We start from the raw sequence: 25,513 nt of genomic DNA, 5'->3' as shown, positions 1-25,513 counted from the left end.
GATGCACGACAGGCTCTTTCGACAGACGATAGACGCGGTCACGGAGGCCGCCGATCACGCGCTGACCCTGTGGGCAGGCGGCAAGACATTGGTGCAGCGCTGGGAAAAGACCCCCGGCGAAATCGTGTGCGATGCGGACATGGATGTGAACGCGATGCTGAAAAGCGCGCTGTTCGACCTTGCCCCCGATGCCGGCTGGCTATCGGAAGAAACTGCCGACAGCGCCCATCGCCTCGGTACCGACCGGGTCTGGGTGGTCGATCCCATCGACGGCACCCGCGATTATCTGCGCGGACGTCCCGGCTGGGCCGTATCGGTCGCGCTGATCGAAGCGGGCCTCCCCCGCTTCGGCATATTGGCCGCGCCCGCACGCAACGAACTATGGATCGCGCAGGCCGGGAAAGGCGCCACCCGCAATGGCAAAATGCTGATGGCCAGCACCCGCGACACGCTCCCCGGCGCCCGCGTCCCCGCCGATACCTTGCCCAAGGCAGATCGCGACCTGACCACCGTGGTCAAACCCAACAGCATCGCGCTGCGCATGGCGATGGTCGCGGCGGACGAAGCCGACCTCCTCGCCACCATACGCTGGGGCAATGAATGGGACATCGCCGCCGCCGCCCTGATCGCACAGGAAGCCGGCGCAGCCGTCAGCGACGCACTCGGCCGCCCCCTGGGCTTCAACCGCGCCAACCCCACCGCCTTCGGCATATTATGCTGCGCCCCGGGGATACATGGGGCGGCAGTGGAAAGGCTGGAACCGAGAGCAAGAGAGATATTGGGGCGGGAGTAAAAAACTCCCTCTCCCCTTCTGGGGTCGATGGGAGGCACGTGACTCCCATCGAGGCCGGGGAGCCACCACAACCCGTTCCCCTGCGAAGGCAGGGGTCCAGAGTCGCTTGGGATGCACCTAGAAGCCTGGACTCCTGCTTCCGCAGGAGAACATCACTTCCCCGCACTTTCCACAATAAATGCTGCAATCTCACCGATAGAAACGTCGCGGGAAATAATCGTCCCCTCCTGACCCCGTATTCTTTGAACAAGCATCGGCGGAAACCGATCCTCAGTATGAAGTAATTTGGCCAGATCGACCCTATACCGCTTTTCAATGTCCGGTAGGAAATCAAAGCACCAATCGTCATCATCGAGGCCCAAGCCTTTGACGATCGGTGCGGCATAATCCAACGGTTTACGCAGGCCATATTCAGCTAGCAGCGCTTCTATTTCGCGCGCAATCCTGTCCTGCTCTGTCAACTCCAGCGAGTACCGCTCCCTAGTCCACAACCCTTCCCTAGCCACATCCCCCGGCCACTTCCGCGCCCGCCCGCGCGCCTGCAGCGCCGCCTTCGCCACCCAGCCGACCTTCGCCGCCTTGGTCGTAAACACCCGCTCGCTCAGCGCACGCTCCCCGCGCAGCGCCACTTCCCGCGCGATGTCGCCATAGATCCCCGCTGCCGACAGCACCGCCCAGGCACTGCGATAGTCCAAAGCCCCGGTGCCATGCCGCGCGCTCGCCTCATAGGCGGCGGCCTTCACCGCCAGCCGATGCTGCAACGTCGCCAGCTTCGCGCGATCCGCCATCAAGGCACTCGGCGCGATGCCCGCTTCCGCCAGCCACTGCTGCGGCAGATAACAGCGCCCTGCCCCCGCATCCTCCGCCACATCGCGCGCGATATTGGCAAGCTGGAACGCCAGCCCCAGATCGCACGCCCGGTCCAGCGTCGCGTCATCCGCCGGATCGACACCCATCACCACCGCCATCATCAGGCCCACCGCACCCGCGACATGATAGCAATATTGCAGCAGATCGTTCTCGGTCTGCGGTCGCCAGTCCGCGGCGTCCAGCGCGAAGCCGTCGATCAGGTCATAGGCAAAGCGATGCGGGATGCGACATTCCGCCACCACCACGCCCAGCCCGTCGAACGCCGGATCGCCCGTCGGTTCGCCACGCAACGCTGCATCGGTCAGCGTGCGGATCGTCGCCAGCCGCGTCTGCGCATCCTCGACCGACGACATCGTCCCGCCATGATCCTGCCCGTCGGCAAGGTCATCGCACTTGCGGCACCACGCATAGAGCAGCCACGCTCGCTCCCGTGTCTCCGGCGCGAACAGCTTGGACGCCAGCGCAAAGGATTTCGACCCGCGCGCGATGCTCTGCGCAGCATGGGCGACGAGCATTCCCCTCCCGCTTGCGGGAGGGGTCAGGGGAGGGACTGTAAGGGCCATAGCGAGCACATGCCCTCCCCCAGCCCCTCCCGCAAGCGGGAGGGGAGATTAGAGTTGCGCTGCCTTCATCCGAAAGATCGTCTCATGCGGCTGATACGCCGCCATCGCGTCCAGCAATTCCGCGATCGTTTCGCCATGCACGATGATCCCGGCATGGGCAGGCCGGATGAAGCCCACGTCGATCATATGCCGGTTGAACGCGATCAGATGGTCGTAAAATCCCGCCGCGTTGAGCAACCCCACCGGCTTTTCATGATAGCCAAGCTGCGCCCAGCTTACCGCTTCCCACAATTCGTCCATCGTGCCGACGCCGCCGGGGATCGTCACGAACCCGTCCGACAGGTCGGTGAACAGTGCCTTGCGCTCATGCATGTTGGCGACGACGCGCAGATCGGTGCAGCCCAGATGCGCGACTTCCGCGCCAACCAGCGCCTCCGGGATCACGCCGATCACTTCGCCGCCTGCTTCCAGCGCCGCGTCGGCAACAGCGCCCATCAGGCCGAGCCGCCCGCCGCCATAGACGACACCAATGCCGCGCTCCGCCAATGCCCGCCCGACATGGCGCGCCGTTTCGATATAGACGGGGTCCGAAGGGGTGGCAGAACCGCAATAGACGGCAAGGCGTTTCATGATGATATCGTCCCAATATCCGGTTTGGTGGTGATACGCCCCCTAACCGTTCGTCCCGAGCGAAGTCGAGGGACATATTGCGATGCCGTCCGCAGGAGCACGCGCGCCTAAAGCAAATCCTCGATCATCAACGCCGCCGTCGCCTTCGCGCTCCCGACGACTCCCGGAATCCCCGCACCCGGATGCGTCCCTGCACCCACCAGATACAGGTTGGGGATCACATCGTCGCGATTATGCGCGCGGAACCATGCGCTTTGCGTCAACAACGGTTCCAGACTGAACGCACTCCCCAGATGCGCGTTCAAATCGCGCCCGAAATCGTTCGGCGCATAATGGAACTGCGTCACGATCCGCGAACGAATATCCGGGATCAGCCGCTTCTCGATCTCGCCCAATATGCGGTCGGCGTAGATCGGCCCCATCTTGTCCCAATCGATGGGCAGCTTACCCATGTGCGGCACCGGCGACAGCGCATAGAAGCTGGAGCAGCCTTCGGGTGCCATCGAGGGATCGGTGACGGTCGGATGATGCAGATAGAGCGAGAAATCCTGCGCCAGCACGCCATGCTGATAAATGTCGGTGAGCAGCCCCTCATAGCGCGGCCCGAACAGGATCATGTGGTGCGGAATGCCCGGCCACGTCCCCTTGATCCCGAAATGCACGACGAACAGCCCCGGCGACCATTTCTTGCGCTCCAGCTTTTCGCCTTGCTTCTTGCCGCGCGGATGATTGCTCAGCAGATCGCGATAGCTGTGCATCAGGTCCGCATTGCTCGCCACCGCATCGGCTTCGCCGCGCCAACCGCTCGCTGTGCGCACCGCCGTCGCCTTGTCGCCCACCGTTTCGATCTCGACCACCGGATCGCCGACCCGCATCGTTCCGCCGATCCGCTCGAAATGCGTCGCCATGCCCGCGACCAGCCGGTTGGTCCCGCCCTTGGCGAACCAGACGCCGCCGTCCTTCTCCAGCTTGTGGATCAGCGCATAGATCGCGCTGGTGTTCATCGGATTGCCGCCGACCAGCAGCGTGTGGAACGACAGCGCCTCACGCAGCTTCTCGTTCTTCACAAAGCTCGACACCATCGAATAGACCGACCGCCACGCCTGATATTTCGCCAGCGCCGGCGCCGCCTTTATCATCGACGCGAAGTCGAGGAACGCCACCGACCCCAGCTTCTCATAGCCTTCGTGAAACACGCCAGCGGCATAGTCCAGAAAGCGTTCGTACCCGGCCACATCCTCCGGGTTCAGCTTCCCGATTTCCTTGCGCAGCGACACTTCGTCATTGGAATAATCGAAATTGGTGCCGTCGGGCCAGTTGAGCCGATAGAAAGGCATCACCGGCATCAGCGTCACGTCCGCCGCCATGTCATGCCCCGACAGCCGCCACAGTTCCGCCAGGCAGTTGGGGTCGGTAATCACGGTCGGCCCCGCGTCGAAGGTGAAGCCGTCCTTCTCCCAATAATAAGCGCGCCCGCCCGGACGGTCGCGGCCTTCGATCAGCACGGTCTGAATACCCGCCGATTGCAAGCGAATGGCCAGAGCCAGCCCGCCAAAACCGGCGCCGATCACGATAGCTTTTCTGTCCATTACGATCCCCGGTTCAATAGCGTCTTTATGGCACTGCTTATGGGGACCGGCGGACGCCCGCACAAGATGCGGCCCTTGTCGTAAAGGGTCGACCGCCCCGCATAAAAGCGCTGGATCAGCGCAGGCGACAGGCCATAGAAACGCTGGAAAACCTTGTACTGCAAACCGGGTTTGGCGGCGAAGAACAGAAGACTGCCCAGCATCCGGTAATAGCCTGCCCCCGCCCAATGCGCCTTTGCCCAGCGGCGGCTTTCTGCCGCAAGGCTCGTGCCGTCCAAGGGCCAGCGATCCGCAACATGCAGCGCGAACGCTACGGCATCGGGCAGCGAATATCCGGTCAGCGGATGGAAAATCCCGCCGCGCACCCCCGCGCGCGCCACCGGGTCGCGCTCCGGCCACAGCGCGTCGAAGTCGCCTTCATGCACCACCGGCAGCACGCCGGTCTCCTCATGCGTCACCGCTTCGACTGTCCAGCCCTGCGCTGTGGCATAGTCCGCGATGCGCGCGCGGATCGCCTCGGCGGGCAAATCCGGCCCGTCGCTATAATATGTGTCTTCGACAAATATTTCCGTTTCGCCGGTCGGCAGCAGGTAGACGAAGCGATATCCGTCGATCTGTTCGACCGTGGTGTCCATGACGACGGGCCGTGTCAGCCCATGCGGCGCGGACAGGCGCAGCGACTGGCCGACGAATTTCTGCCACCCGCATTTCAGCACCGACAGGTCGCCGCCGCCGCGCGCGTCGATCACGCTCGCGGTCGCGATGTCCCGCCCGTCCTCCAGCGTCACCGAGTCGGGCGACAGGTGCGCGGCGGCCCCCTGCACGATCCGGTCGCCCAGCACGGCGCGCAGATGCGCGTCGAACTTGCCCGACGTTATGCTGTTATAGGGGGTAGAGAGCGTCCGCCGGTATTTGGGGAAGCGCACATCATACCCCCCGTCCCATCGATGCGCGATCATCGGATCGATCAGCCAGCGGTCGGCATCCGGCACGTCTCCGTCGAAAAACGACCAGACATGATTGCCGCCCACGGTCCGATCCCGCTCCAACAGCAGGATGCGCGCATCGGGATGCTTGTTCAGCACCGCCAGTGCAATCAGCCCTCCGGCCAGACCGCCGCCAACGATCGCCAGATCGCAGGACAAGCTGTTGGAGGGCGGCTGCGAGGACATGACACAGCCCTAGCGGGAGACGCAGGGCGGGGGAAGGGCCGGGGGAAAGCAGCAGTGAAAATGCCGCCTTTTGCAAAGCGCCAATATAGTATAGGGGGGTATCCTATGGGACATCATGTAGTCGATCGCGATAAGCTACTGGGGCGCATTCGCCGCATTGCCGGACAAATTGCCGCCGTTGAGAGACAATTGCTGGACGACGCCGATTGCTCGGCGACTCTGCAACTGGTCGCATCGGTGCGCGGAGCCGTTGGCGGGTTGATGGAGGAACTCATCGAAAGCCACGTTAGAGAGCATGTCGCGCAACCGGGCCTGTCCGATACAGCCCGTGCCGCTGCGGCTGAAGAACTGCTTGCCATCATCCGCCGCTACGGGAAGTGACATGACCGCCCATTCGCATAGCCATCCCGAAAAGCCCGGTCGCCTTCACGACGAAGACGAACATTATTTCGACCATATCTATCTGGCGGCGGGGCATGACAAAAACGCCCAGCGCACCCTCTGGGTCGTCTGGCTGACTGCCGTCACGATGGTGGTGGAGATTGCCGCGGGCTGGTTCACCGGATCGATGGCCTTGCTTGCCGATGGCTTCCACATGGCCACCCATGCCGGTGCGCTCGGCGTCGCGGCGCTCGCCTATCGCTACGCAAAGACCCACGCCCGTAACCCGCGCTTCACCTTCGGCACGGGCAAGGTCGGCGATCTCGCGGGATTTGCCTCCGCACTGTTCCTTGGCCTCGTCTCGCTCGGCATCGCGGTCGAATCGGCGATGCGCCTGTTTCAGCCGATCCATGTGGACTTCGGGCAGGCAACATTGGTCGCTTGCTTCGGCCTACTCATCAACATCGTCAGCGCTTTCATGCTGGCGGAGGATCACAGCCATCACGGGCACAGCCACGGGCATAGCCATGGACATACGCATGACGACCATGGCCACGACGATCACGATCACGACCATCCGGTCGAAACCCGCAAGCATCGCGACAACAATCTGCGCGCTGCCTATGTCCACGTCCTTGCCGACGCGCTGACATCGGTGCTGGCCATCGTCGCGCTGCTCGCGGGGCGCTATCTGGGCTGGCTGTGGCTCGATCCCGTGATCGGCATCATGGGCGCCATCGTCATCGCGAAATGGGCATGGGGCCTGATGGGCGACACCGCCTCGATCCTGCTCGACACCGCCGAACCGCAGCTCATGGATCGCATCCGCACGCTGGTCGAGACACAAGGCGCGACGCTGGGCGACCTCCACGTCTGGCGCATCGGCCCCCACGCCCACGCCGCGATCATCAGCCTCACCACCCCCACCGACACCACCGCCCTCCGCGCCAAGGCTTTGGCGCTACCGGGCATGGAGCATGTCACGGTGGAGTGTTTGGGTAACTAGTTTCTCCCTTTCCCCTTCAGGGGTCGATGGGAGGCACGTGACTCCCATCGAGGCTGGGGAGAGGGAGCTGTCCGGGGCATCCATACTCCAAGCCGGGTACGTTGCACTCCCCTCTCCCTAACCCTCTCCCCTGAAGGGGAGAGGGAATCCCGTTACCCCCAGAGTTTCCCCGCGTGACGCATCGCCCGCAACGCGCTATATCGCACTGCAATATGAGCGTCGCCGTCCCCATAGTCCTCTCCGCATTGGCGATGAGTGCCATCGTCGCGGTCCGCTATATGCTGGCCAGCGCAGGCTTCGCGTTCGCCACCCGGTTGAAACATCGCGATCTGTACGCTGGCCTGGATCCGCAGATACGCCTCGAAATCGGCTGGTCGCTGGTCTCGGCGCTGATCTACGGCATACCGGCAGGCGTCGTCGCCTGGGGCTGGCAGGAACGCGGCTGGACACAGATTTACACCGATGTTCACGCGTATCCGCTCTGGTATGTCCCGGTCTCGATCCTCGCCTATCTCTTCGCGCACGACACATGGTTCTACTGGTCGCACCGCTGGATGCATTGGCCGCGCATATTCCGCGCCGCGCACGCCGTCCATCACGCCAGCCGCCCGCCAACCGCATGGGCGGCGATGAGCTTCCACCCCTGGGAAGCACTGACCGGCGCCATCGTCATCCCCGCGCTCGTTTTCCTCATTCCCATTCATGTCGGGGCATTGGCAACGGTGCTAAGCATCATGACGATCATGGGTGTCAGCAATCATATGGGGTGGGAGATGTTTCCGCGCTGGATGGTGCGCGGCGGCGTGGGCCACTGGCTCATCACCGCGACGCATCATCAGCGGCACCACGATCAGTATAACTGTAATTACGGCCTCTACTTCCGGTTCTGGGACCGGCTCTGCGGTACGGATAAAGGCCTAGGCGACTTCAACAAAAACGCTCACTTCAATAAAAATGCGGCGGTGTAAAACCCTATGACTTCCTTGCAGAAAATCGGACAACTGGCGGCGCTGACTGCACTGTGGACGATGTCGGGCGCAGCCGCCTCGATCGCGACGCCGCAGAATCTCTCGGTCGATGTGGAGGCGCTGCGGTCGGCCAAGGGCTCGATCATCGTCTGCCTCACCCGCCTGCCCGATCATTTCCCCGATTGCACCGGCGATCCGGACCGGCGGCACTATATCGTCCCCGTGGCGCAGGCACGCGCGGGCGGCATCGCCATTCCCGATCTACCGCCCGGTGGCTATGCGCTCGCGCTGATCCACGATGAAAACAACAATCGCAAGCTGGATACCTTCGCCGGCATCCCGCGCGAAGGCGTGGCGTTCAGCCGCAATCCGCCGATCCGCTTCGGCGCCCCCAGCTTCAATTCCGCGCGCTTCACCATCGCGGGCGCGCCGGTGGAGCAGGACGTGAAGATGAAATATTTCCTCTGATCGGCCACTGGTCGGGCACTGTCACTTTTGGGCAACGCATTGATACAATAGACTTGCGGCGCATCTGAAACGGGAACTGTTGGCTGGCGCGATACATTCTCGCGCCAACACACCTTTTCAGGGATTTCCCGTTTCATGCCCGTTTCGCGCCTTTCGGCCTTCGTTGCCGCTGCCTTTCTGTCGACCGTCGCCACCCCGGTCATCGCGCAGCAGGCGGAGGAAAATCACAGCACACTCACCATCGGCGGCGGCGCAGCCATGATCCCCAGCTATGAAGGGTCGGACGATTATATCGTCACCCCCGTCGTGCAGGTGGTCGGCAAGGTACATGATTTCGCCTTCTGGTCGCGCGCGACGACGCTGTATCTCGATGCCATTCCGAACACCGATCCCAATGGTCTGGACTTCGAACTTGGCCCGGTCGTCAATTTCAACCGCAACCGCGTCAGCCGGATCAAGGACGATCAGGTCCGCGCGCTGGGCAAGCTCGACACCGCCATCGAACTGGGCGGCTTCGTCGGCATTGCCAAGACCGGCATCATCACCAGCGATTACGACAGCCTCACCTTCAACGTCGCCTATATGACCGACGTGAACAAGGCGCATGGCAGCTATGTCATCACCCCGCGCCTCGAATATTTCACGCCGCTGTCGGTCAAATCCTTCGTCGGCCTGTCCGCCTCGGCGGATTATGTCGGCAAAGGCTATGGCCGCTATTATTATGACGTGACGCCCACCGGCAGCATCGCCAGCGGCTTGCCCGCTTATGCCGGGGCCAGCGACGATTCAGGGTTCAAGAGCGCTACGTTCAACCTCACCGGCGGATACTCGCTGTCCGGCGATCTGCGGCGCGGCTGGGCGATCTTCGCGCTCGGTGCCTATTCCAAGCTGCTGGGCGACTACAAACGGTCGCCCATCGTCGCCTTAGCGGGCAGCAGCAACCAATGGACCGCCGCAATCGGCATCGGTTACACCTTCTGACCCGCTCCTAGCCGTGCCCGCCTCCATCGCCCGCGCAACACCCGCGCGGCGATCAGGAACGGGATCGACAACGCGACCGGCACCAGCCCCAGCACGCGCGGCGACCATCCGCCCACGTCATGCACCCCCGCCAGCGGCAACAGCATCGTGCCAATCCCGAAAGCGAGCAGGATCATGCCCGCGCGCCGGGGCCGCACCGCCACCATCCGCATGTCGTGTCGCCATGCCTTGCGGCCTGCCTTCGTCGTAAGATCGGGTGTTTCCATCGCGATACGCTTATTGCCGCTGGACCTTCGCGGCAATGCCCCTTATCCTCCTGCCATTCCCCGGGGAGCCATGAGGCTGAGAGGTGCGGTGCAAGTCCGTACGACCCGCTGAACCTGATCCAGTTGACACTGGCGTAGGGAGGGCATGGCGTTTCCATCGATCGGAACCCGCACTCTCCCCCGCCAACAGGAGAGCATGACGATGGCCGATGTCCCAACGAAGACCGAAATAGGCGTCACCACCGGGCCGATCCGGGGCAGCAAGAAGATCCACGTCGTCGCGCCCAGCGTGCAGGCCGGGGAAATCCGCGTCGCCATGCGCGAAATCCACCTCGAACCCTCCTGCGGCGAACCGCCCTTGCGCGTCTACGACACCTCCGGCGCCTATACCGATCCCAAAGCGCTGATCGACATCCGCGCAGGCCTCGCCCAGCTCCGTCGCGACTGGATCGTCGGGCGCGGCGATGTCGAGGAATATGACGGTCGCGGCCTCAAGCCTGAAGACAATGGCCAGCTCGGCCCGGATCGCAGCGGCGGCGTCGCCCCCTTCCCCCATGTCGTCCAGCGCCCGCTCCGCGCAAAGGCAGGCATGAACGTCAGCCAGATGCACTATGCCCGCCGCGGCATCATCACGCCGGAAATGGAATATGTCGCCGTCCGCGAAAATCTGGGCCGCGCGGAAATGAAGGAAAAGGCAAAGCGCGACGGGCAGGATTGGGGCGCATCCATCCCCGATTACGTCACGCCGGAGTTCGTCCGCGATGAAGTCGCCCGTGGCCGCGCGATCATCCCCAACAACATCAACCACCCCGAATCCGAACCGATGGCCATCGGCCGCAATTTCCTGGTGAAGATCAACGCCAATATCGGCAACAGCGCCGTCGCCTCCGACGTCGCCAACGAAGTCGACAAGATGGTGTGGTCGATCCGCTGGGGCGCGGACACCGTCATGGACCTGTCCACCGGCCGCAACATTCACGACACCCGCGAATGGATCATCCGCAATTCGCCCGTCCCCATCGGCACCGTCCCCATTTATCAGGCGCTGGAAAAGGTCGGCGGCATCGCCGAAGACCTGACATGGGAAATCTTCCGCGATACCCTGATCGAGCAAGCCGAGCAGGGCGTCGATTACTTCACCATCCACGCGGGCGTGCGCCTTGCCTACATCCCGATGACGGCCAAGCGCGTCACCGGCATTGTCTCGCGCGGCGGGTCGATCATGGCGAAATGGTGCCTCAGCCACCACAAGGAAAGCTTCCTCTACGAGCATTTCGACGAGATCACCGAGATCTGCAAAGCCTATGACATCGCCTATTCGCTGGGCGACGGCCTGCGCCCGGGCTCCATCGCCGACGCCAATGACGAAGCGCAGTTCAGCGAACTCTACACGCTGGGCGAACTCACCAAGCGCGCCTGGGCACAGGATGTGCAGGTGATGATCGAAGGCCCCGGCCATGTGCCGATGCACAAGATCAAGGAGAATATGGACAAGCAATTGCAGGCCTGTGGCGAAGCCCCCTTCTACACGCTCGGGCCGCTAACCACCGATATCGCGCCGGGATATGACCATATCACCAGCGGCATCGGCGCAGCGATGATCGGCTGGTACGGCACGGCGATGCTCTGCTACGTCACGCCCAAGGAGCATCTGGGCCTGCCCGACCGCGATGACGTGAAAGTCGGCGTGGTGACCTACAAACTCGCCGCCCACGCCGCCGATCTGGCCAAGGGCCACCCCGCGTCCAAGATGCGCGACGACGCCCTGTCCCGCGCCCGCTTCGAATTCCGCTGGCGCGACCAGTTCAACCTGAGCCTAGACCCCGACACCGCGGAGCAATATCACGACCAGACGTTGCCTGCTGAGGGCGCGAAAACCGCCCACTTCTGCAGCATGTGCGGCCCCAAATTCTGCTCGATGAAAATCACGCAGGAAGTGCGGGACTTCGCCGCCAAGCAGAACCAGGAAGCCGACGCCTTCATCGCCGCCACCGGCGACAAGGCCGACGCCGAAGCCGGCATGGCCGAAATGAGCGAAGTGTTTAAGGAAAAGGGCGGGGAGATTTATCTGCCGGCGGAGTGACGCCGAGGCCAACAGAAAACTGTTGGCCTCGGAATCTTGGACCGAATTTCAGCTATGGGCACTCGGGGAGGCTAAGGAGATTGTTGGGTTGATCTCCGTCGTTCTCGGTCTTTAGGTACTTATTACCCAAAGCCGACACCCCGACGATCACCCAAACCGACTTCCCGTTAACCGATACATAAAATCGCCACAGCCCAGCTTCGATGGATTGGATGGCCTCTTGCTGAGTCAACTTCCATCGAGAAGGAGAACTACCTCCCACATGTGAGATACGTTCATGCGCACTGAAGCGATTTGTTTTGTTTATACATTGAATTTGAGCATTTTGCGCCATGTCGGCCTCCATTAAAGTACGGTTTGCCCGATGTGCGAGTACATGCATCGGTTGACGTATTAGCGGAGGGCCACTAGATTCTCGTACGCTTGCTAAAGCACGAGGTGACATACTCGCCTCCGGTTAGGGTCGCTGGTGCAAACAGCGACCCTAATTTTGTATGGTCTGCTATTTCGAGCGATAGACCCCTTTTTTCCTTGGAACGCTAACGATCTGTCCGGCTTGCCCCATGCGGTATAGCTTATTGGCTAATTGCTGCCGTTGATGGATTTCGCCAGTCGCACGATACAGGCCGACCAGAACCTCATCCACATTTGCCACACCATCATATTCGTCACGGATCAGATCAACAATCCGCTGTTCGAACTCGCCGATTTTCCCGATTTGAAGTTGGGCGCGCAACTCTTCCGGCAACTCATCTAAGTTGCCTACTCGCTTGCCAAGATTTTCAGGTAGAGAATCGCTCATTACGGATGGTTAGCAAAGAATCTAAATCTTGGCAACAACCCGCGCACCACTCCACGGATTTATCCACAGTAAAACTATCTTGTTCTTGTTATGTTCTATTTGAACCTCAATCCGCGTTAAAACACAAGGAGAACAAATCGCCGTGTTTCAGAAGTTAGGCTCTTTGCAACGCGGGAGTTTTCTACAATGGCAAAGCAAGTTGTAGATTAGACACTTCGGCACTGGTCGGACATTCAAAAATGCCGCGCCGGGTCCATCGCCTTGTGCAGCACGCGCGCGATAAGAACGCAGTCGTCATCGATCCGGTAATAGATCGCATGTTCGCCTACCGTAATCAGGCGCAATCCAACCTTAAGGTCCGACCTCGCGACACCTAGTGCCGGGAATGTTTCGAGGCGCGCGAATGTCGCCTGTATCGTGCGAAGATAGCCTTCCGCTATTTCACGGCTGTGATGGGCAAGGCTGTAATCGAGTATGCTATCGAGGTCGCTATCTGCCGCCCGACTGACCTTCACCCGCATCAGGCAACGCCATCCCGCTTCCTGCGGTCGGCAATAATATCCTCAATAGTACGGTCACTGATTCCAGACGCCAGCCCTTCCTCGATCATCACCCGCAACCGCTGCACCTTCTCCTCCGCCTCCTGATCGCGCCGCACCAGATCGCGCACATAATCGCTGGTGCTGCTATAGCGACCTTCGGCCACGCGCGTTTCGGCCCAGGTCTTGAGGGCTTCTGGGAGGGAGACGTTCATCTGTGCCATGCGCAAATATATACAATTCTGCGCTAAGTTTGACAATGATTGAAATAACGCAAAAAGAAAGGGGCGGACACACGCGCGCCCGCCCCCGCCAAATATTCAGCCTTGCGTCCCGGCTCAATCGAGGCCGAGCGCCGCCTTATATGTTTCCAGCAGCGCTTCGGCTTCCTGCCGCACATGGTTTTCCATCTTGCGCAGGCGGACGATCGCGCGGATCGTCTTTACGTCGTAACCGGTCGACTTGGCTTCGCCGTACACATCCTTGATGTCGTCGGCGATGCCCTTCTTCTCTTCTTCCAGCCGCTCGATACGTTCGATCAGCAGGCGCAACTGGTCTGCTGCGACATTGGGTTCGCTCATGCTCTATTCTCCCTGGCATACCCCGCTGGCCGTGCCTCCCGACGGTATCGGAACGCTGGCGCAAGGGGGGTGATATGAATCGGTGACGAGCGCCTTAATGCCTGTCCGCGTTCTTCGCCACGCTTTCCTTCATGCGGGCGAGTTGTTCGGGCGTCGCTTCGCCCTGATGCTTGTCCTTCCACTCCGCAAAGGGCATCCCGTGGATGATTTCGCGGGCCTGATCGCGGGTCATGTCCCCGTCGGCCTCCGCGATCCAGTCGGCCAGGCAATTGCGGCAGAAGCCTGCCAGACCCATCAGGTCGATGTTCTGCACATCGGTGCGGTGCTGCAAATGTGCGACCAGACGGCGGAAGGCGGTTGCAGCCACGGCGTCATCCATTATGGTGCTCAAGATAAATCTCCATCAAGCAATATCCTTGTCGTGCAGCTGGGATAGCGGAAAACGGCACCGGATCAAACCGGCGCCACCCACAGCAACAAGCCACGATTCCTCCAGGAGTGCATGTGAAGAAAATCCCTCCCCGTCTCCGTAACGTCCGTATCCTTGCGACTCTGGGCCCGGCCAGCAGCACGCCGGACATGATCCGCAAACTCTATCTGGCGGGCGCAGACGCTTTCCGCATCAACATGAGCCATGGCACGCATGAGGATCACGCCGTCAACATTGCGTCGATCCGCGCGCTGGAAAAGGAATTCGGGCGCCCCACTACGATCCTCGCCGACCTTCAGGGACCGAAGCTGCGCGTGGGCACCTTCGCCAATGGCGTGGCCGTGCTGAAAGTCGGGGAGCCGTTCGTGCTGGACCGCGATCCCGCCCCCGGCGACATCGGCCGCGTCAACTTGCCGCACCCGGAAATCTATGCTGCGCTACTGCCCGGCACCCGCCTGCTGCTCGACGATGGCAAGCTTGTCCTGCGCGTGCAGAAGGTGTCGGAGGAGCGCATCGAAACGCTGGTGGAGGTCGGCGGTGCCCTCTCCAACCGCAAGGGCGTGAACGTCCCCGACGTCGTCGTGCCGATGGCCGCGATGACGGACAAGGATCGCCGCGACCTCTCCTTCGCGATGAAGGAAGGCGCGGACTGGATCGCCCTGAGCTTCGTGCAACGGCCCGAGGATCTGGCGGAGGCACGCAAGCTGATGGGCGGCTCCGGCGCGCTGATGGCGAAGATCGAGAAGCCTGCCGCCGTTCAGCGGCTCGACGAACTGCTCGAACTGTCCGACGCGGTGATGGTCGCGCGTGGCGATCTGGGCGTCGAATTGCCGCCTTACGCGGTTCCGCCGCTGCAGAAGCAGATCGTGGAAGCCGCCCGGCGAATGGGCAAGCCGGTGGTCGTCGCCACGCAGATGCTCGAATCGATGATCACCGCGCCGACGCCGACCCGCGCCGAAGTGTCCGACGTCGCCACAGCCGTCTATGACGGCGCCGACGCGATCATGCTGTCGGCCGAAACCGCAGCGGGCGCCTGGCCGGAAGAGGCCGTCGCGATGATGGACAACATCGCGCAGAGCGTGGAAAGCGACACCCGCTATCTCGACCGGCTGCACTTCACCGAGACGAAGCCCGATCTCACTACCGCCGACGCGCTTGCCGAAGCCTGCTCCAACATCGTGCCGACCGTGGGCGCCAGCGCCATCGTCTGCTTCACGCTGAGCGGCAGCACCGTCCGCCGCGTCTCCCGCGAACGTCCCGCCGTACGCATATTGGCGCTCACCCCGCGTCAGGACACCGCGCGCAAGATGGGGCTGCTCTGGGGCGTCCACGCCGTGCGGACAAAGGACATCGGCAGCTTCGAGGAAATGATCGGCAAGGCCCGCCGCATGGCCCTGCGCCACAGCCTCGCCGAAGCAGGGCGCAAGATCATCGTGCTGGCCGGCGTCCCCTTCGGCACGCCGGGATCGACCAACGTGATCCACGTGTCGAACGTGCGCGGCGACGAGCTGAAGGGCCGGGAGTAACGCCCCTTCCCCCCTGCGTCATTTTCGCGAAAGCGGGAACCCAACTCGCGTCAGGACGGCTTGCCCGCGGATAGCGAGACGGGTTCCCACTTTCGCGGGAATAGCGCCCGCCTTAAAGTACGCCTACGTCCATTAACGCTGCCCGCAATGTCACTGCATCCCGAAAATGATGCCCGATCATCCCGACGCCCCGCGCGCCTTCGATATTGTCGATTCGGTCGTCGATGAAGAACGCTTCCTCCGCCCGCACCCCGAATCGGTCGAGCGCGAGGCGATAGATGGCGGGGTCGGGCTTCGACAGCTTCTCGACGCCCGACACCACGATATCGCGAAAATGCCCGAAGATCGCGGGATGCGCGTCCAGAAAAGGCGGCCAGAATTCATGACTGAAGTTCGTGATCGCAAACAACGGAACGCCCCGCGCCGACAGGTCGTTCAGCAACGACTCCATCCCGGCAATCGGCGCACCCACGCTTTCGGCGAAGCGCGGCTTCCACAGCCGAATCAGGGCTTCATGCTGGGGATATTGCGCGATCAGTTCCGCGCTGGTGTCGGCAAAATCGCGCCCGGCATCATGCTGGAAATGCCATTGTTCGGACACGACATCGCGCACGAACACATCAAGCGCCTGATCGTCGGGGATCAGGCGCTTATAGAGAATACGCGGATGCCAGGGAAAGAGCACATTGCCGATGTCGAAAATGACAGCGGCGATGCTCCCCATCGGCAGGTTTTCAGCCCTGGCGGGCTTTGAACCGGCGATTCGTCTTGTTGATGACGTACGTGCGGCCGCGACGACGGATCACGCGGTTATCGCGGTGACGGTCCTTGAGCGACTTCAGCGAGTTGCGGATCTTCATGGGAACGCAGCTTTCAATTGATTCTGTTGTGTCGAAAAACGAAGCGTCGCCACTATTGGGCGGGGGCAGTAAAGTCAAGGCGCGGTCACCCTGTTTTTCTGCCATTCCATTGCACTTCGGCCATATCCCGTTCAGGCAGGATGCAGCAAAAGCCGCTATCGCGCGTTCCGCACCCCGGAGACAAGTCATGATGAAGTCGATTCTCGCCACCAGCCTGCTGGCACTTTCCCTGTCCGCCTGCGCGACGGCGGTGCCGCCGGTCGAGGTTACGCGCTTCCACACTGCCAACCCGCCGGTCAGCGGCACGGTGGCCATTGAGGAAATGATCGGCAACCCGGACATCAGCCTCGAATTCCGCACTTATGCCGCTGCCGTCGGCAATGAACTGCAGCGCGTGGGCTTCACGGAAATTCGCGAAGGCCGCAGCGACTATCAGGTGCTCGTCGGCCTGCAGCGCAGCTATCGGCCCTCCGGTCCCGATCGGTCGGGCAACCCCGTCAGCGTCGGCGTCGGCGGATCGACCGGCAGTTACGGCAGCGGGCTGGGCGTCGGTATCGGCATCAACCTCTCGGGCAAGCCCAAGGATTATATCACCACCGAGATGCGGGTGCAGATTCGCCGCCGTGGCGATTCGCAAGCCGTGTGGGAAGGCCGCGCGATCACCAGCGCCAAGGAAGGCACCCCCGCCGCGCAGCCTAACATGGCCGCAGCCAAACTCGCCGCCGCGCTGATCGGGGGCTATCCGGGCGAGTCCGGGCGCACTATAACGGTGAAATGACCTTATCCAACACCCTCCTCTCGATCACTGGCGCCTTCGATGGCGGCAACATCCGCGTCCTTTCCACCACAGACCTGACGGCCGATCTGGAGATCGTCACCGATCATCAGAGCGACTTTTATCAGTGGTTCCATTTCCGGGTGGCCGGGGGCGCGGGTGAAGACATCACCCTGCGGATCGTCAATTGCGCAGGGTCCGCCTATCCCGATGGCTGGGCAGGCTATCAGGCACGGTTTAGCGAAGATCGTGAGAACTGGCTGCAGGCGGATACCGACTATGCCGACGGCGTGCTGACCATCCACCTCTCGCCAGACAGCAACAGCGTCTGGGTCGCCTATTTTGCGCCCTATTCGATGGAGCGGCATCACGACCTGATAAGCTGGGCAGCGAACCAGCCCGGCGTCGAGACGCGCGAACTGGGCACCACGCTGGACGGGCAACCGCTCGACCTGCTGACGCTAGGCGAGGGACCGAAGCACGTCTGGCTCTATGCCCGCCAGCATCCCGGCGAAACGATGGCGGAGTGGTGGATGGAAGGCGCGCTGGAGCGTCTGTGCGACATGGAGGACAGCGTCGCGCGCCTGCTGCGGCAGCATGCGACGTTCCACATCGTCCCCAATATGAACCCGGACGGCAGCCGTCGGGGCCATCTGCGCACCAATGCGGCGGGGGTGAACCTCAACCGCGAATGGGCCGAGCCGAGCATGGAGCGCAGCCCCGAAGTGTTCCTCGTCCGTGCCGAGATGGACCGCACCGGCGTCGACTTCGCGATGGACGTGCATGGCGACGAAGCGATTCCCGCAGTGTTCGTCGCCGGGTTCGAAGGCATCCCGTCGCTGCAACAGGACCGGCTCGACCTCTACAACCGCTTCCGCGACACGCTGGCGATTCGGACGCCCGATTTCCAGACGAAGCTCGGCTATCCCCTTGGCGCGCCGGGTCGCGCGAATCTCACCATGTCGACGGCGCAACTGGCCGAGCGTTATGGCGCGGTCAGCATGACGCTCGAAATGCCGTTCAAGGACAATGACGACTTGCCCGATCCCGATTTCGGCTGGTCCCCGGCGCGGTCCGCGCAACTGGGCAAGGATTGTATGGCCGTGCTGGCGGAGATTATCGCCGACCTCTGAGTCGGCGCGCAATCGGGCGGCGCAATCAGAAGGCGTCGCCAATCGCCGTGATCTGCGCGTTTGACACAGCGTCTGCGTCGTTCGCGACATCGCCTCCCGCGGGCGGATCGCTGGCAAAGGACCAGGCAGAGAATAGCACCGCTGCCGCCCACAACAGCGCCGCCCAGCGACTTTTGAACAAACGGGAATAGCCGATGCCGAACATGGCACCGGCTATAGCCCAACAACCTTAATCATTAGTGCGTGTGATTATTCCGCTGCGTTGGCCGCTGGCGCTGCCGCATTGGCAGCGTTGTCGGCAGGCGCAGCAGCATTGTCACCCTCTGCAGCCGCAGGCGCCGCATCGGCAGCCGGCAGCGGCAGGTTGGAACCCTGCGCATTGAGATACGCGATCACATTGGCGCGATCGACGCCGTTACCCAGACCGGCAAAGGTCATCTTGGTGCCCTCGGCGAAAGCACGCGGGCTTTTCAGCCACGCATCCATGCTTTCGAAGGTCCAGTTGCCGCCCTTGCCCTTCAGCGCTTCGGAGAACGCAAAACCGCCCTTGCCCTGGCCGATAGGTTCGCCAAGCGTGGCGTACAGGTTGGGACCGATGCCGTTCGCCCCGCCTTGCGTGACGGTGTGACACGCGGCGCACTTGCCGAATACCTTCTCACCCGCCGCGACATCCGCCGTGGCCAGCAAAGTGGCGATGCTCGGGCCTTCCGCCGCGCCTGCGCCGCCTTCGGCTTCTACGCCTTCGATGGCATAGCCCATCTTCTCGGGACGTTCGTCATGGAACATCTTGCCGCTGACGATCGATCCGCCGAGTGCAACGATGCCTGCGAACAGCGCCCAGCCAGCAATAGTATTGAAACGATCGTCCATGCGTCCGATTTCCTCCGAATGATCCGCCCTGGCGCGATCTTCTATAGATTCCCGCGCTCCCTTATGCGGGCTGCCATAATGACGCAAGCGCGAACGCGCAAGCGCGGCTTGCGTCGGTCTGCACAACACCTTAAGCGCCGTCACGCCTATGGACGCTTATCCCCTTCCTGCGCAGCACCTCGTCGCCGAAATGGCGGAAAAGGCAGCCCGCGATCCCGCCAGAGCCATTGCGTATCAAGGTGCGCCGGGGGCCAACTCGCATCTCGCTGCGCTGAGCTATGCGCCCGATTGCATCCCCCTGCCCTGCTTCGCGTTCGAGGACGCGATCGACGCGGTGCGCGAAGGCAGGGCGGATCGCGCGATCATCCCCATCGAAAATTCGCTCTACGGGCGCGTCGCCGACATGCATTTCCTGCTGCCCGAATCGGGTCTGCACATCGTCGACGAATATTTCCTGCGCATCCGCCACTGCCTGATGGCTGCCACCGACGCGCCGGTGACCAGCGCAATCAGCCATCCGCAGGCCATCGGCCAGTGCCGCCATTATCTGCGCGCGCAGAATATCCAGCCGATCAACTATGCCGACACCGCCGGCGCCGCCGCTCTGGTCGCTGAAACGCAAGAGCCCGGCGCGGCCGCCATCGCGCCCTATCTGGCAGCGGAAATCTACGGCCTGCGCCTGATCGCGGAGAATATCGAGGATAGCGACGACAACATGACGCGCTTCGTGGTCCTGTCGCGTGACCCGCTCCTGCCCCATGGCAGCGGCCCGGTGATGACCACGATCCTCTTCGAAGTCCGGAACGTCGCAGCCTCGCTCTACAAGGCGCTGGGCGGCTTTGCGACCAACGGCGTGAACATGACCAAGCTGGAAAGCTATCAACGCGGCGCCAGCTTTGCGATGACCGAATTTTTCGCCGACATCGAAGGAATGCCCGGCACCCCCACCGTCGACCGCGCGCTGGAGGAACTGAAGTTCCACACCAAATGGGTGCGGGTGCTAGGAAGCTACCGACAGGCACGCCCGCGGAGCTGACCTGTTCTCAGGAATGTGGCGTAGCGGAAATCGGCTTGGAATAGATATCCGCACAGGTAGCGGTCAGCCGCTCCAGCGCCTCGAATAGATCGAGCTCGATCTTTTTGAAGTTGAAACAGCTTTTCCCCTGCATCCGCTTTTGCAGGTCCACTGGCACACTATCGAGCAACGCCGGGAGAGCGTAGAGCGGCATGAGATGATAGGAGACGTAGTTCTTCTTGATCTGCACGGCACCGAACCACGCTGGCTCTTTTTTTCCCGGTTCTGACCAGCACGCTTTCAGCACCACATTACCCGGTTCGTCCGTTGCAACGTCCATTACGCTTGCCGACCGCAGAATCGTTTCGCGCAGAACGGAAAACACCTGTTCGAGAGATTCTGCCACGGCTTACCCCTTCATCTAATGCGCCGCGCCCCAACTCGGCCCCGTCCCGATCTCCACGCCCAGCGGCACACTCAGCGTGACCATCGGTTCCGCCGCGCCTGCCATCACGTCGCGGATCACCGCGCTCGCCGCCTCGACATCGCCCTCTGGCAGTTCGAACACCAGTTCGTCGTGCACCTGCAGCAGCATCTTCACATCCGTCAGCCCCGCCGCCACCAGCGCTGGGCCCATGCGCACCATCGCCCGCTTGATGATGTCCGCACTCGTCCCCTGAATCGGCGCATTGATCGCGGCGCGCTCCGCGCCCTGCCGTTCGTGCTGGATCGACGCCTTGATCCGGGGGAACCATGTCTTCCGCCCGAACAATGTCTCGGTGTATCCCCGCGCGCGCACCTTCTCCAAAGTCTCGTTGATGTAGACGCTGATCCCGGGAAAGCGCTCGTAATAGCGGCTGATCATGTCCTGCGCTTCGTCCGCGCCGATTTCCAGCCGCGCGGCCAGCCCCCAGCGACTGATGCCGTAGAGGATCGCAAAGTTGATCGTCTTCGCCCGCCCGCGGGTGTCGCGGTTTACTTCGCCGAACAGTTCCTGCGCCGTGCGGTTGTGAATATCCTCGCCCGCTGCAAAGGCTTCCTTCAACGCGGGCACATCGGCCATATGCGCCGCCAGCCGCAATTCGATCTGGCTATAGTCGGCGGCCAGAATGACATTGCCTGCCTCCGCGACGAAGGCATGGCGGATCTGCCGCCCGGTCTCGGTACGGATCGGAATATTCTGTAAATTCGGATCGGTCGACGACAGCCGCCCGGTCTGCGCACCGGTCAGGCTATAGCTGGTATGGACCCGCCCCGTCTGCGGATTGATCTGCGCCTGCAGCGCGTCGGTATAGGTGGATTTGAGCTTCGAAAGCTGCCGCCAGTCCAGCACCTTGCCCGAAATTTCCGACCCTTCGGCTTTCAGCTTTTCAAGAATGGTGACATCGGTGGAATAGGCCCCCGACTTGCCTTTCTTACCCCCCTTCAGGCCCAGCTTGTCGAACAGGATCGCGCCAAGCTGCTGCGTGCTCCCAATGGCGAAGGGTTGCCCCGCAAGCGCGTGAATTTCCGTTTCCAGCGTCGCGATGCCCTCGGCAAACTCGCCCGACAAGCGCGAGAGATGCTCGCGATCCACCTTGATCCCGGTCCGCTCCATCCCCGCGATCACCGGCACCAGCGGACGGTCGACCAGTTCGTAGACGCGCGTCGCGCCTTCTTCATGCAAACGCGGCTTGAACACGTTCCACAGGCGCAGCGTCACATCGGCATCTTCGCCCGCATAGGCCGTCGCGCGATCCAGCGGTGCCTCGGCAAAGCTGATCTGCGCCTTCCCGCTGCCCACCACATCCTTGAAGCTGATGCACGTGTGGCCCAGATGCGTCCGCGCCGCTTCGTCCATGCCATGCCCGGACAGACTCTGCCCGGCATCCAGATCGAAGCTCATGACGATGGTATCGTCGAACGGTGCAATGGCGATTCCATGCCGCGCCAGTACCGTCATGTCGTATTTCAGGTTCTGCCCGACCTTCAGCACGCTGTCGTCGGCCAGCAGGGGCGCCAGCTTGCCAATCACCACGTCGAGCGGCAATTGCTCGGGCTTCTCCGCGAACATGTCGGTCCCGCCATGCCCGACCGGGATATAACACGCCTTGTTGGGACCGGTGGCGAGGCTCACCCCCACCAGCTTGGCGCTCACGCTGTTGAGGCTGTCAGTCTCAGTATCGATGGCGATGACCCCTTCGGCATGGGCCGCCGCGATCCAGCGGTCCAGCGCCTCTGCCGTCACCACCGTTTCATAGGCCGAGCAATCCACCGGCGGCGCATCTTCGCGGATCGGCGCAGGCGGCACGTCGCCCACGCTGGCGGCCACCGCAGCAACCGCCACCGCTGCTGCGCCGCCGCCCAGCCGATTGAGCAGCGCCTTGAACCCATGATGCTCCAGAAACACGCGCAGCGGTTCTTCCGGTATGCCCTTGAGCGACAAATCCTCCAGCGGCTCGGGCAGGGTCATCGCGCTGTGCAATTCCACCAGCCGCCGCGACAATCGCGCCATTTCCTGATGCTCGATCAGATTGTCGCGCATCTTCGACGGTTTCATCGAAGGCGCAGCGCTGAGAACGCTTTCCAGATCGCCATATTCGGTAATCAGCTTCGACGCAGTCTTTGGCCCGATCCCCGGCACTCCCGGCACATTGTCGACGCTGTCCCCCATCAGCGCCAGCACATCGCCCAGTTGCTCCGGCTTCACGCCGAACTTGCCCATCACATATTCCGGCCCGCGCCGCTCATTCTTCATCGTGTCGTACATGTCGACGCCGGGCTGAATGAGCTGCATCAGATCCTTGTCGGACGACACGATGGTGACGTGCCACCCCGCCGCAATCGCCTGCTTGGTGTAGGTCGCGATGATGTCGTCCGCCTCGAACCCCGCTTCCTCGATACACGGCAGCGAAAAGGCGCGCGTCGCGTCGCGGATCATCGGGAATTGCGGGATCAGGTCTTCGGGCGCAGGCGGACGGTTCGCCTTGTACTTGTCGTACATGTCATTGCGGAAGGTGTGCGATCCCTTGTCCAGAATCACCGCCATATGCGTCGGCCCTTCGGCTGCGCCCAACTCCGCCGCCAGCTTCCACAGCATCGACGTATACCCATAGACCGCCCCAACGGGCTGCCCATGCTTGTTGGTCAGCGGCGGAAGCTGATGATAGGCGCGAAAAATATAGCCGCTGCCATCGACGAGATAGAGGTGATTCTGCGTGGGTTGTTCGGTCATGACGGGGAGATAGCGGAAGCGGGGCGGGCGTGCCAGATCTTGTGGGGTTGGGGTATGAGGCAATATTGGCGAGCGAGAGTATTATAGGTGGGTAGCTGCCACAGTGTAGCTTCAGGGCAGAGGCGGCATCATCGGCCCGACAGATTGAAAGCTGCTGGGACGGGGGCTGCGCAGATAGCTGTCAATAATACCATCATACGATGGCATCCCTCGGCCATAGCTAACTATGGGTTGAACAAGTACCCAACCATGCTCGTCGCGATATAATAGAACTCGTACTCTCTGCCCATCTTCCGGCAAGTAGACGCCGCAACCATCGCCCTTAACAGCATATGCTTTCTGACGCTGACCCTTCCAAATCTTTATCGGCTTCAAAAACGGGTTGCCGCGAGTATCACGAAATACAATGGCATCGATAATCGCGTCGCTGTGCTCGAACTGCGCTTTCGTGGCTCGCAAAACCTCATCTTTGGAAAGCGACTCACCGGAGCGTGGAGCGGCGCATGCTAGTGCAATATCTGATGGTCCAATCATCAGCAAAGCAGCCAAGATCGCTCGTAGTAGCATCAATACGCTATATCAGAAGAATGAGAGGTCTGCCATTGCCGTTCGTCATTCCTGCGAAGGCAGGAATCCTGCTTCTTTATCGAAGAAGGTAGCGGGATCCCGGATCAAGTCCGGGATGACGGTGGTGGTGGTTGCAGCCTCACATCACCGCTTGTCGTGGTTCGCCGCGACTGCTTTCGCCACCGATTGCATCAGTTCCCAGCGCGTCGGGATCGGCACCGTCGTGCTGCCGATGAACACCGCCACAGCATAGCTCGTGCCGTCGGGTGCCGTCATGATGCCGATGTCGTTATACCCGGTCGAGCGCGGCGCGAGTTCCTGCCCTGTGCCGGTCTTGTGCACATAGCTCCACCCAGCAGGGACGCCGCCCTTGATCCGCTGCGGCCCGGTCTTCGCTTGCCCCATCGTCGTCAGCAGCAGCCGCGTCGACGCAGGTGAGAGCATTTCCCCGCGCTTCAGCTTCGCCAGCGCCATCACCACCGAAGAGGGTGCCGCCCCATCCATCGGATCGGCGAGATAGGCGTCGAGCGCTTTCTCCCGCACGCTCTTGGGCAAATTCGCCCGCGCGGTGTAGAAATTGCGCCCCTGCGAATAGCTGGGGTTCCAGCTCAAGCCTGCCGTCGTACTTTGCAGCAGCCGTTCGCCCGGCCCGAACCGGACATTGCTCACGAACCGCCGCGCCAGAAAGCCGCGCACCGCTTCCGGCCCGCCCGCGCGCCGCAGCAGCATGTCGTTGGCGGTATTGTCGCTTTGCGTCATTGCGCGCGTCATCAGGTCCGACAGCGTCGTTTTATACCCGCTTGCGCCGATCAGGCTGGCAAGCGGCTGATGAAACAGCGTCATGTCCTCCCGCCGGACGATGGCTGCTTCGCTCAGCGAAACCTTGCCCCGGTCCACGGCATCCAGCAATGTCATCGCGACCCACAGCTTCGACACACTTTGCTGCGGAAACAATTGCGTCCCGTTCCAGGCGACCGTCCAGTCCGCATCGACGCGGCGCACCGCGATCCCGACATGCCCCTTGAAATTGCGCCCCAGCGACTGAATGATGGTAACCAGTGCAGGCGACGGCGTACTGCGCGGATTATATTCCGGAATCGCCACAGGCGGATTGGCGACGGGGCGATGCGGTTGCGCGACGGTACGCGGCGTCACCGCTGCCACACGCGCAGGCGGCGGCGTCGCTCCCCCCACGCACGAACATAATGCGCCGAGCACAACGCCCAGCGACGCATAGCGCCGAAAGCGCGCCTTGCCGTCCCCCGGACCGCGTCGCTTGATCGTCATGTTCACCCCGATTGCTCTTTTGCCCGCATATTCAATAGCCTGACTTTCCCGCTCTGCCTGCCCCAAACGCAAGGATGATGCGGCGAATGATTCCATAGCTGCGATGTAAGGAGCATGAACGCCGCAACGCAAAGCGTCATTGTG

The 25,513-nt window shown here is 62.2% G+C and carries 29 protein-coding genes, 1 pseudogene and 1 riboswitch; of the genes and pseudogenes, 11 read left to right on the top strand and 19 right to left on the bottom strand.

All coding sequences use genetic code 11. The annotated features are described in order from the left end of the window. Window position 1 precedes the first annotated feature (1 nt). Window positions 2–793, top strand: a complete 792-nt coding sequence (locus tag LQ220_RS01915; protein ID WP_230186588.1) for a 3'(2'),5'-bisphosphate nucleotidase CysQ — start codon at window positions 2–4, stop codon at window positions 791–793. A 479-nt stretch (window positions 794–1,272) separates the two neighbouring features. Here LQ220_RS01915 and LQ220_RS01910 read toward each other — a convergent pair. The 4 genes and pseudogenes from LQ220_RS01910 to crtY all read right to left on the bottom strand — a co-directional run. Next, window positions 1,273–2,178 (bottom strand): annotated as a pseudogene (locus LQ220_RS01910) (phytoene/squalene synthase family protein); the annotation flags it as partial. Between the two features lie 96 nt (window positions 2,179–2,274). Further along, entirely contained in the window at window positions 2,275–2,856 is a 582-nt protein-coding gene (locus LQ220_RS01905) for a TIGR00730 family Rossman fold protein (RefSeq protein ID WP_230186587.1), read from the bottom strand. 107 nt (window positions 2,857–2,963) lie between these two features. Next, the gene (locus LQ220_RS01900) at window positions 2,964–4,445 is read right to left on the bottom strand and encodes a phytoene desaturase (protein WP_230186586.1); all 1,482 of its coding nucleotides are present in this window, start codon (window positions 4,443–4,445) and stop codon (window positions 2,964–2,966) included. Beyond that, a complete protein-coding gene (gene crtY / locus LQ220_RS01895) occupies window positions 4,445–5,617 on the bottom strand; it encodes a lycopene beta-cyclase CrtY (protein WP_230186585.1) in 1,173 nt (390 codons plus the stop codon). Before crtY ends, LQ220_RS01900 begins: the two co-directional genes overlap by 1 nt. Window positions 5,618–5,722: 105 nt before the next feature. Here crtY and LQ220_RS01890 point away from each other — a divergent pair, with 105 nt between their 5' ends. From LQ220_RS01890 to LQ220_RS01870, 5 genes are all read left to right on the top strand, one after another. Further along, window positions 5,723–5,998: a metal/formaldehyde-sensitive transcriptional repressor gene (locus tag LQ220_RS01890; RefSeq protein ID WP_230186584.1), complete on the top strand. Its 276-nt coding sequence runs from the start codon at window positions 5,723–5,725 to the stop codon at window positions 5,996–5,998. Between the two features lies 1 nt (window position 5,999). Then, window positions 6,000–7,004 carry a CDF family Co(II)/Ni(II) efflux transporter DmeF gene (dmeF, locus tag LQ220_RS01885; protein ID WP_230186583.1) on the top strand — a complete coding sequence of 335 codons (1,005 nt, stop codon included), beginning with the start codon at window positions 6,000–6,002 and terminating at the stop codon, window positions 7,002–7,004. Window positions 7,005–7,216: 212 nt separating this feature from the next. After that, the gene (locus tag LQ220_RS01880) at window positions 7,217–7,972 is read left to right on the top strand and encodes a sterol desaturase family protein (RefSeq protein WP_230186582.1); all 756 of its coding nucleotides are present in this window, start codon (window positions 7,217–7,219) and stop codon (window positions 7,970–7,972) included. 60 nt (window positions 7,973–8,032) lie between these two features. Then, a complete protein-coding gene (locus tag LQ220_RS01875; protein WP_230187228.1) occupies window positions 8,033–8,440 on the top strand; it encodes a DUF2141 domain-containing protein in 408 nt (135 codons plus the stop codon). Between the two features lie 135 nt (window positions 8,441–8,575). Further along, window positions 8,576–9,421: a MipA/OmpV family protein gene (locus LQ220_RS01870; RefSeq protein WP_230186581.1), complete on the top strand. Its 846-nt coding sequence runs from the start codon at window positions 8,576–8,578 to the stop codon at window positions 9,419–9,421. Here LQ220_RS01870 and LQ220_RS01865 read toward each other — a convergent pair. Then, window positions 9,409–9,723, bottom strand: a complete 315-nt coding sequence (locus LQ220_RS01865; protein ID WP_230186580.1) for a hypothetical protein — start codon at window positions 9,721–9,723, stop codon at window positions 9,409–9,411. The two genes, LQ220_RS01870 and LQ220_RS01865, sit on opposite strands and share 13 nt — an antisense overlap. Window positions 9,724–9,738: 15 nt before the next feature. Next, window positions 9,739–9,845, top strand: a riboswitch (TPP riboswitch). A 44-nt stretch (window positions 9,846–9,889) separates the two neighbouring features. Between LQ220_RS01865 and thiC the strand changes: the two genes are divergently transcribed. Further along, window positions 9,890–11,770, top strand: coding sequence for a phosphomethylpyrimidine synthase ThiC (thiC, locus tag LQ220_RS01860; protein ID WP_230186579.1), 1,881 nt, complete (start codon window positions 9,890–9,892; stop codon window positions 11,768–11,770). Between the two features lie 52 nt (window positions 11,771–11,822). On the opposite strand, the gene LQ220_RS01855 is transcribed toward thiC, so the two are convergent. The 6 genes from LQ220_RS01855 to LQ220_RS01830 all read right to left on the bottom strand — a co-directional run bounded on the left by LQ220_RS01855 (window position 11,823) and on the right by LQ220_RS01830 (window position 14,086). Continuing rightward, window positions 11,823–12,104 (bottom strand): DUF3892 domain-containing protein, encoded by a 282-nt coding sequence (locus LQ220_RS01855; RefSeq protein WP_230186578.1) that lies wholly within the window; start codon window positions 12,102–12,104, stop codon window positions 11,823–11,825. A gap of 168 nt (window positions 12,105–12,272) precedes the next feature. Then, window positions 12,273–12,572, bottom strand: a complete 300-nt coding sequence (locus LQ220_RS01850; RefSeq protein ID WP_230186577.1) for a hypothetical protein — start codon at window positions 12,570–12,572, stop codon at window positions 12,273–12,275. 233 nt (window positions 12,573–12,805) lie between these two features. After that, window positions 12,806–13,093, bottom strand: a complete 288-nt coding sequence (locus tag LQ220_RS01845) for a type II toxin-antitoxin system RelE/ParE family toxin (protein ID WP_230186576.1) — start codon at window positions 13,091–13,093, stop codon at window positions 12,806–12,808. Then, entirely contained in the window at window positions 13,093–13,326 is a 234-nt protein-coding gene (locus LQ220_RS01840) for a type II toxin-antitoxin system ParD family antitoxin (RefSeq protein WP_354956765.1), read from the bottom strand. Before LQ220_RS01840 ends, LQ220_RS01845 begins: the two co-directional genes overlap by 1 nt. Before the next feature lie 123 nt (window positions 13,327–13,449). Continuing rightward, window positions 13,450–13,692 carry a DUF2312 domain-containing protein gene (locus tag LQ220_RS01835; RefSeq protein ID WP_230186574.1) on the bottom strand — a complete coding sequence of 81 codons (243 nt, stop codon included), beginning with the start codon at window positions 13,690–13,692 and terminating at the stop codon, window positions 13,450–13,452. Window positions 13,693–13,786: 94 nt separating this feature from the next. Further along, window positions 13,787–14,086, bottom strand: coding sequence for a DUF1244 domain-containing protein (locus LQ220_RS01830; protein ID WP_230187227.1), 300 nt, complete (start codon window positions 14,084–14,086; stop codon window positions 13,787–13,789). A gap of 110 nt (window positions 14,087–14,196) precedes the next feature. On the opposite strand from LQ220_RS01830, the gene pyk reads away from it, so the two are divergent. Further along, window positions 14,197–15,648, top strand: a complete 1,452-nt coding sequence (pyk, locus tag LQ220_RS01825) for a pyruvate kinase (RefSeq protein ID WP_230186573.1) — start codon at window positions 14,197–14,199, stop codon at window positions 15,646–15,648. Window positions 15,649–15,760: 112 nt separating this feature from the next. Here pyk and LQ220_RS01820 read toward each other — a convergent pair whose 3' ends face one another. After that, a complete protein-coding gene (locus tag LQ220_RS01820) occupies window positions 15,761–16,372 on the bottom strand; it encodes an HAD family phosphatase (RefSeq protein WP_230186572.1) in 612 nt (203 codons plus the stop codon). A gap of 10 nt (window positions 16,373–16,382) precedes the next feature. After that, entirely contained in the window at window positions 16,383–16,508 is a 126-nt protein-coding gene (ykgO, locus tag LQ220_RS01815; RefSeq protein ID WP_003046794.1) for a type B 50S ribosomal protein L36, read from the bottom strand. 187 nt (window positions 16,509–16,695) lie between these two features. On the opposite strand from ykgO, the gene LQ220_RS01810 reads away from it, so the two are divergent. Beyond that, window positions 16,696–17,286, top strand: coding sequence for a hypothetical protein (locus LQ220_RS01810; protein ID WP_230186571.1), 591 nt, complete (start codon window positions 16,696–16,698; stop codon window positions 17,284–17,286). Then, on the top strand, window positions 17,283–18,416 hold the full coding sequence (locus LQ220_RS01805; RefSeq protein ID WP_230186570.1) for a M14-type cytosolic carboxypeptidase: 1,134 nt from the start codon (window positions 17,283–17,285) through the stop codon (window positions 18,414–18,416). The genes LQ220_RS01810 and LQ220_RS01805 overlap by 4 nt, the downstream gene beginning before the upstream one ends. Before the next feature lie 25 nt (window positions 18,417–18,441). On the opposite strand, the gene LQ220_RS01800 is transcribed toward LQ220_RS01805, so the two are convergent. Both LQ220_RS01800 and LQ220_RS01795 read right to left on the bottom strand, forming a co-directional pair. Further along, entirely contained in the window at window positions 18,442–18,621 is a 180-nt protein-coding gene (locus LQ220_RS01800) for a hypothetical protein (RefSeq protein WP_230186569.1), read from the bottom strand. A 44-nt stretch (window positions 18,622–18,665) separates the two neighbouring features. Next, the gene (locus tag LQ220_RS01795; protein WP_230186568.1) at window positions 18,666–19,286 is read right to left on the bottom strand and encodes a cytochrome c family protein; all 621 of its coding nucleotides are present in this window, start codon (window positions 19,284–19,286) and stop codon (window positions 18,666–18,668) included. A gap of 148 nt (window positions 19,287–19,434) precedes the next feature. Here LQ220_RS01795 and LQ220_RS01790 point away from each other — a divergent pair, with 148 nt between their 5' ends. After that, complete coding sequence (locus LQ220_RS01790; RefSeq protein WP_230186567.1) at window positions 19,435–20,322, top strand: prephenate dehydratase; 888 nt, start codon at window positions 19,435–19,437, stop codon at window positions 20,320–20,322. Between the two features lie 7 nt (window positions 20,323–20,329). Here the strand turns inward: LQ220_RS01790 and LQ220_RS01785 are convergent, their stop codons facing one another. The 4 genes from LQ220_RS01785 to LQ220_RS01770 all read right to left on the bottom strand — a co-directional run bounded on the left by LQ220_RS01785 (window position 20,330) and on the right by LQ220_RS01770 (window position 25,369). Beyond that, complete coding sequence (locus LQ220_RS01785) at window positions 20,330–20,707, bottom strand: hypothetical protein (protein WP_230186566.1); 378 nt, start codon at window positions 20,705–20,707, stop codon at window positions 20,330–20,332. Window positions 20,708–20,722: 15 nt separating this feature from the next. Then, window positions 20,723–23,515: a DNA polymerase I gene (gene polA, locus LQ220_RS01780; RefSeq protein WP_230186565.1), complete on the bottom strand. Its 2,793-nt coding sequence runs from the start codon at window positions 23,513–23,515 to the stop codon at window positions 20,723–20,725. 111 nt (window positions 23,516–23,626) lie between these two features. Next, window positions 23,627–24,064, bottom strand: coding sequence for a hypothetical protein (locus LQ220_RS01775; protein WP_230186564.1), 438 nt, complete (start codon window positions 24,062–24,064; stop codon window positions 23,627–23,629). Window positions 24,065–24,226: 162 nt separating this feature from the next. Then, complete coding sequence (locus tag LQ220_RS01770; RefSeq protein WP_230186563.1) at window positions 24,227–25,369, bottom strand: serine hydrolase; 1,143 nt, start codon at window positions 25,367–25,369, stop codon at window positions 24,227–24,229. Window positions 25,370–25,513 lie beyond the last annotated feature (144 nt).

The organism is Sphingobium sp. CECT 9361, from assembly GCF_918741285.1.
Classification (GTDB): domain Bacteria; phylum Pseudomonadota; class Alphaproteobacteria; order Sphingomonadales; family Sphingomonadaceae; genus Sphingobium.
Note: the sequence above shows the minus strand (reverse complement) of the source record. Positions and strands in the feature narration are given on the sequence as shown.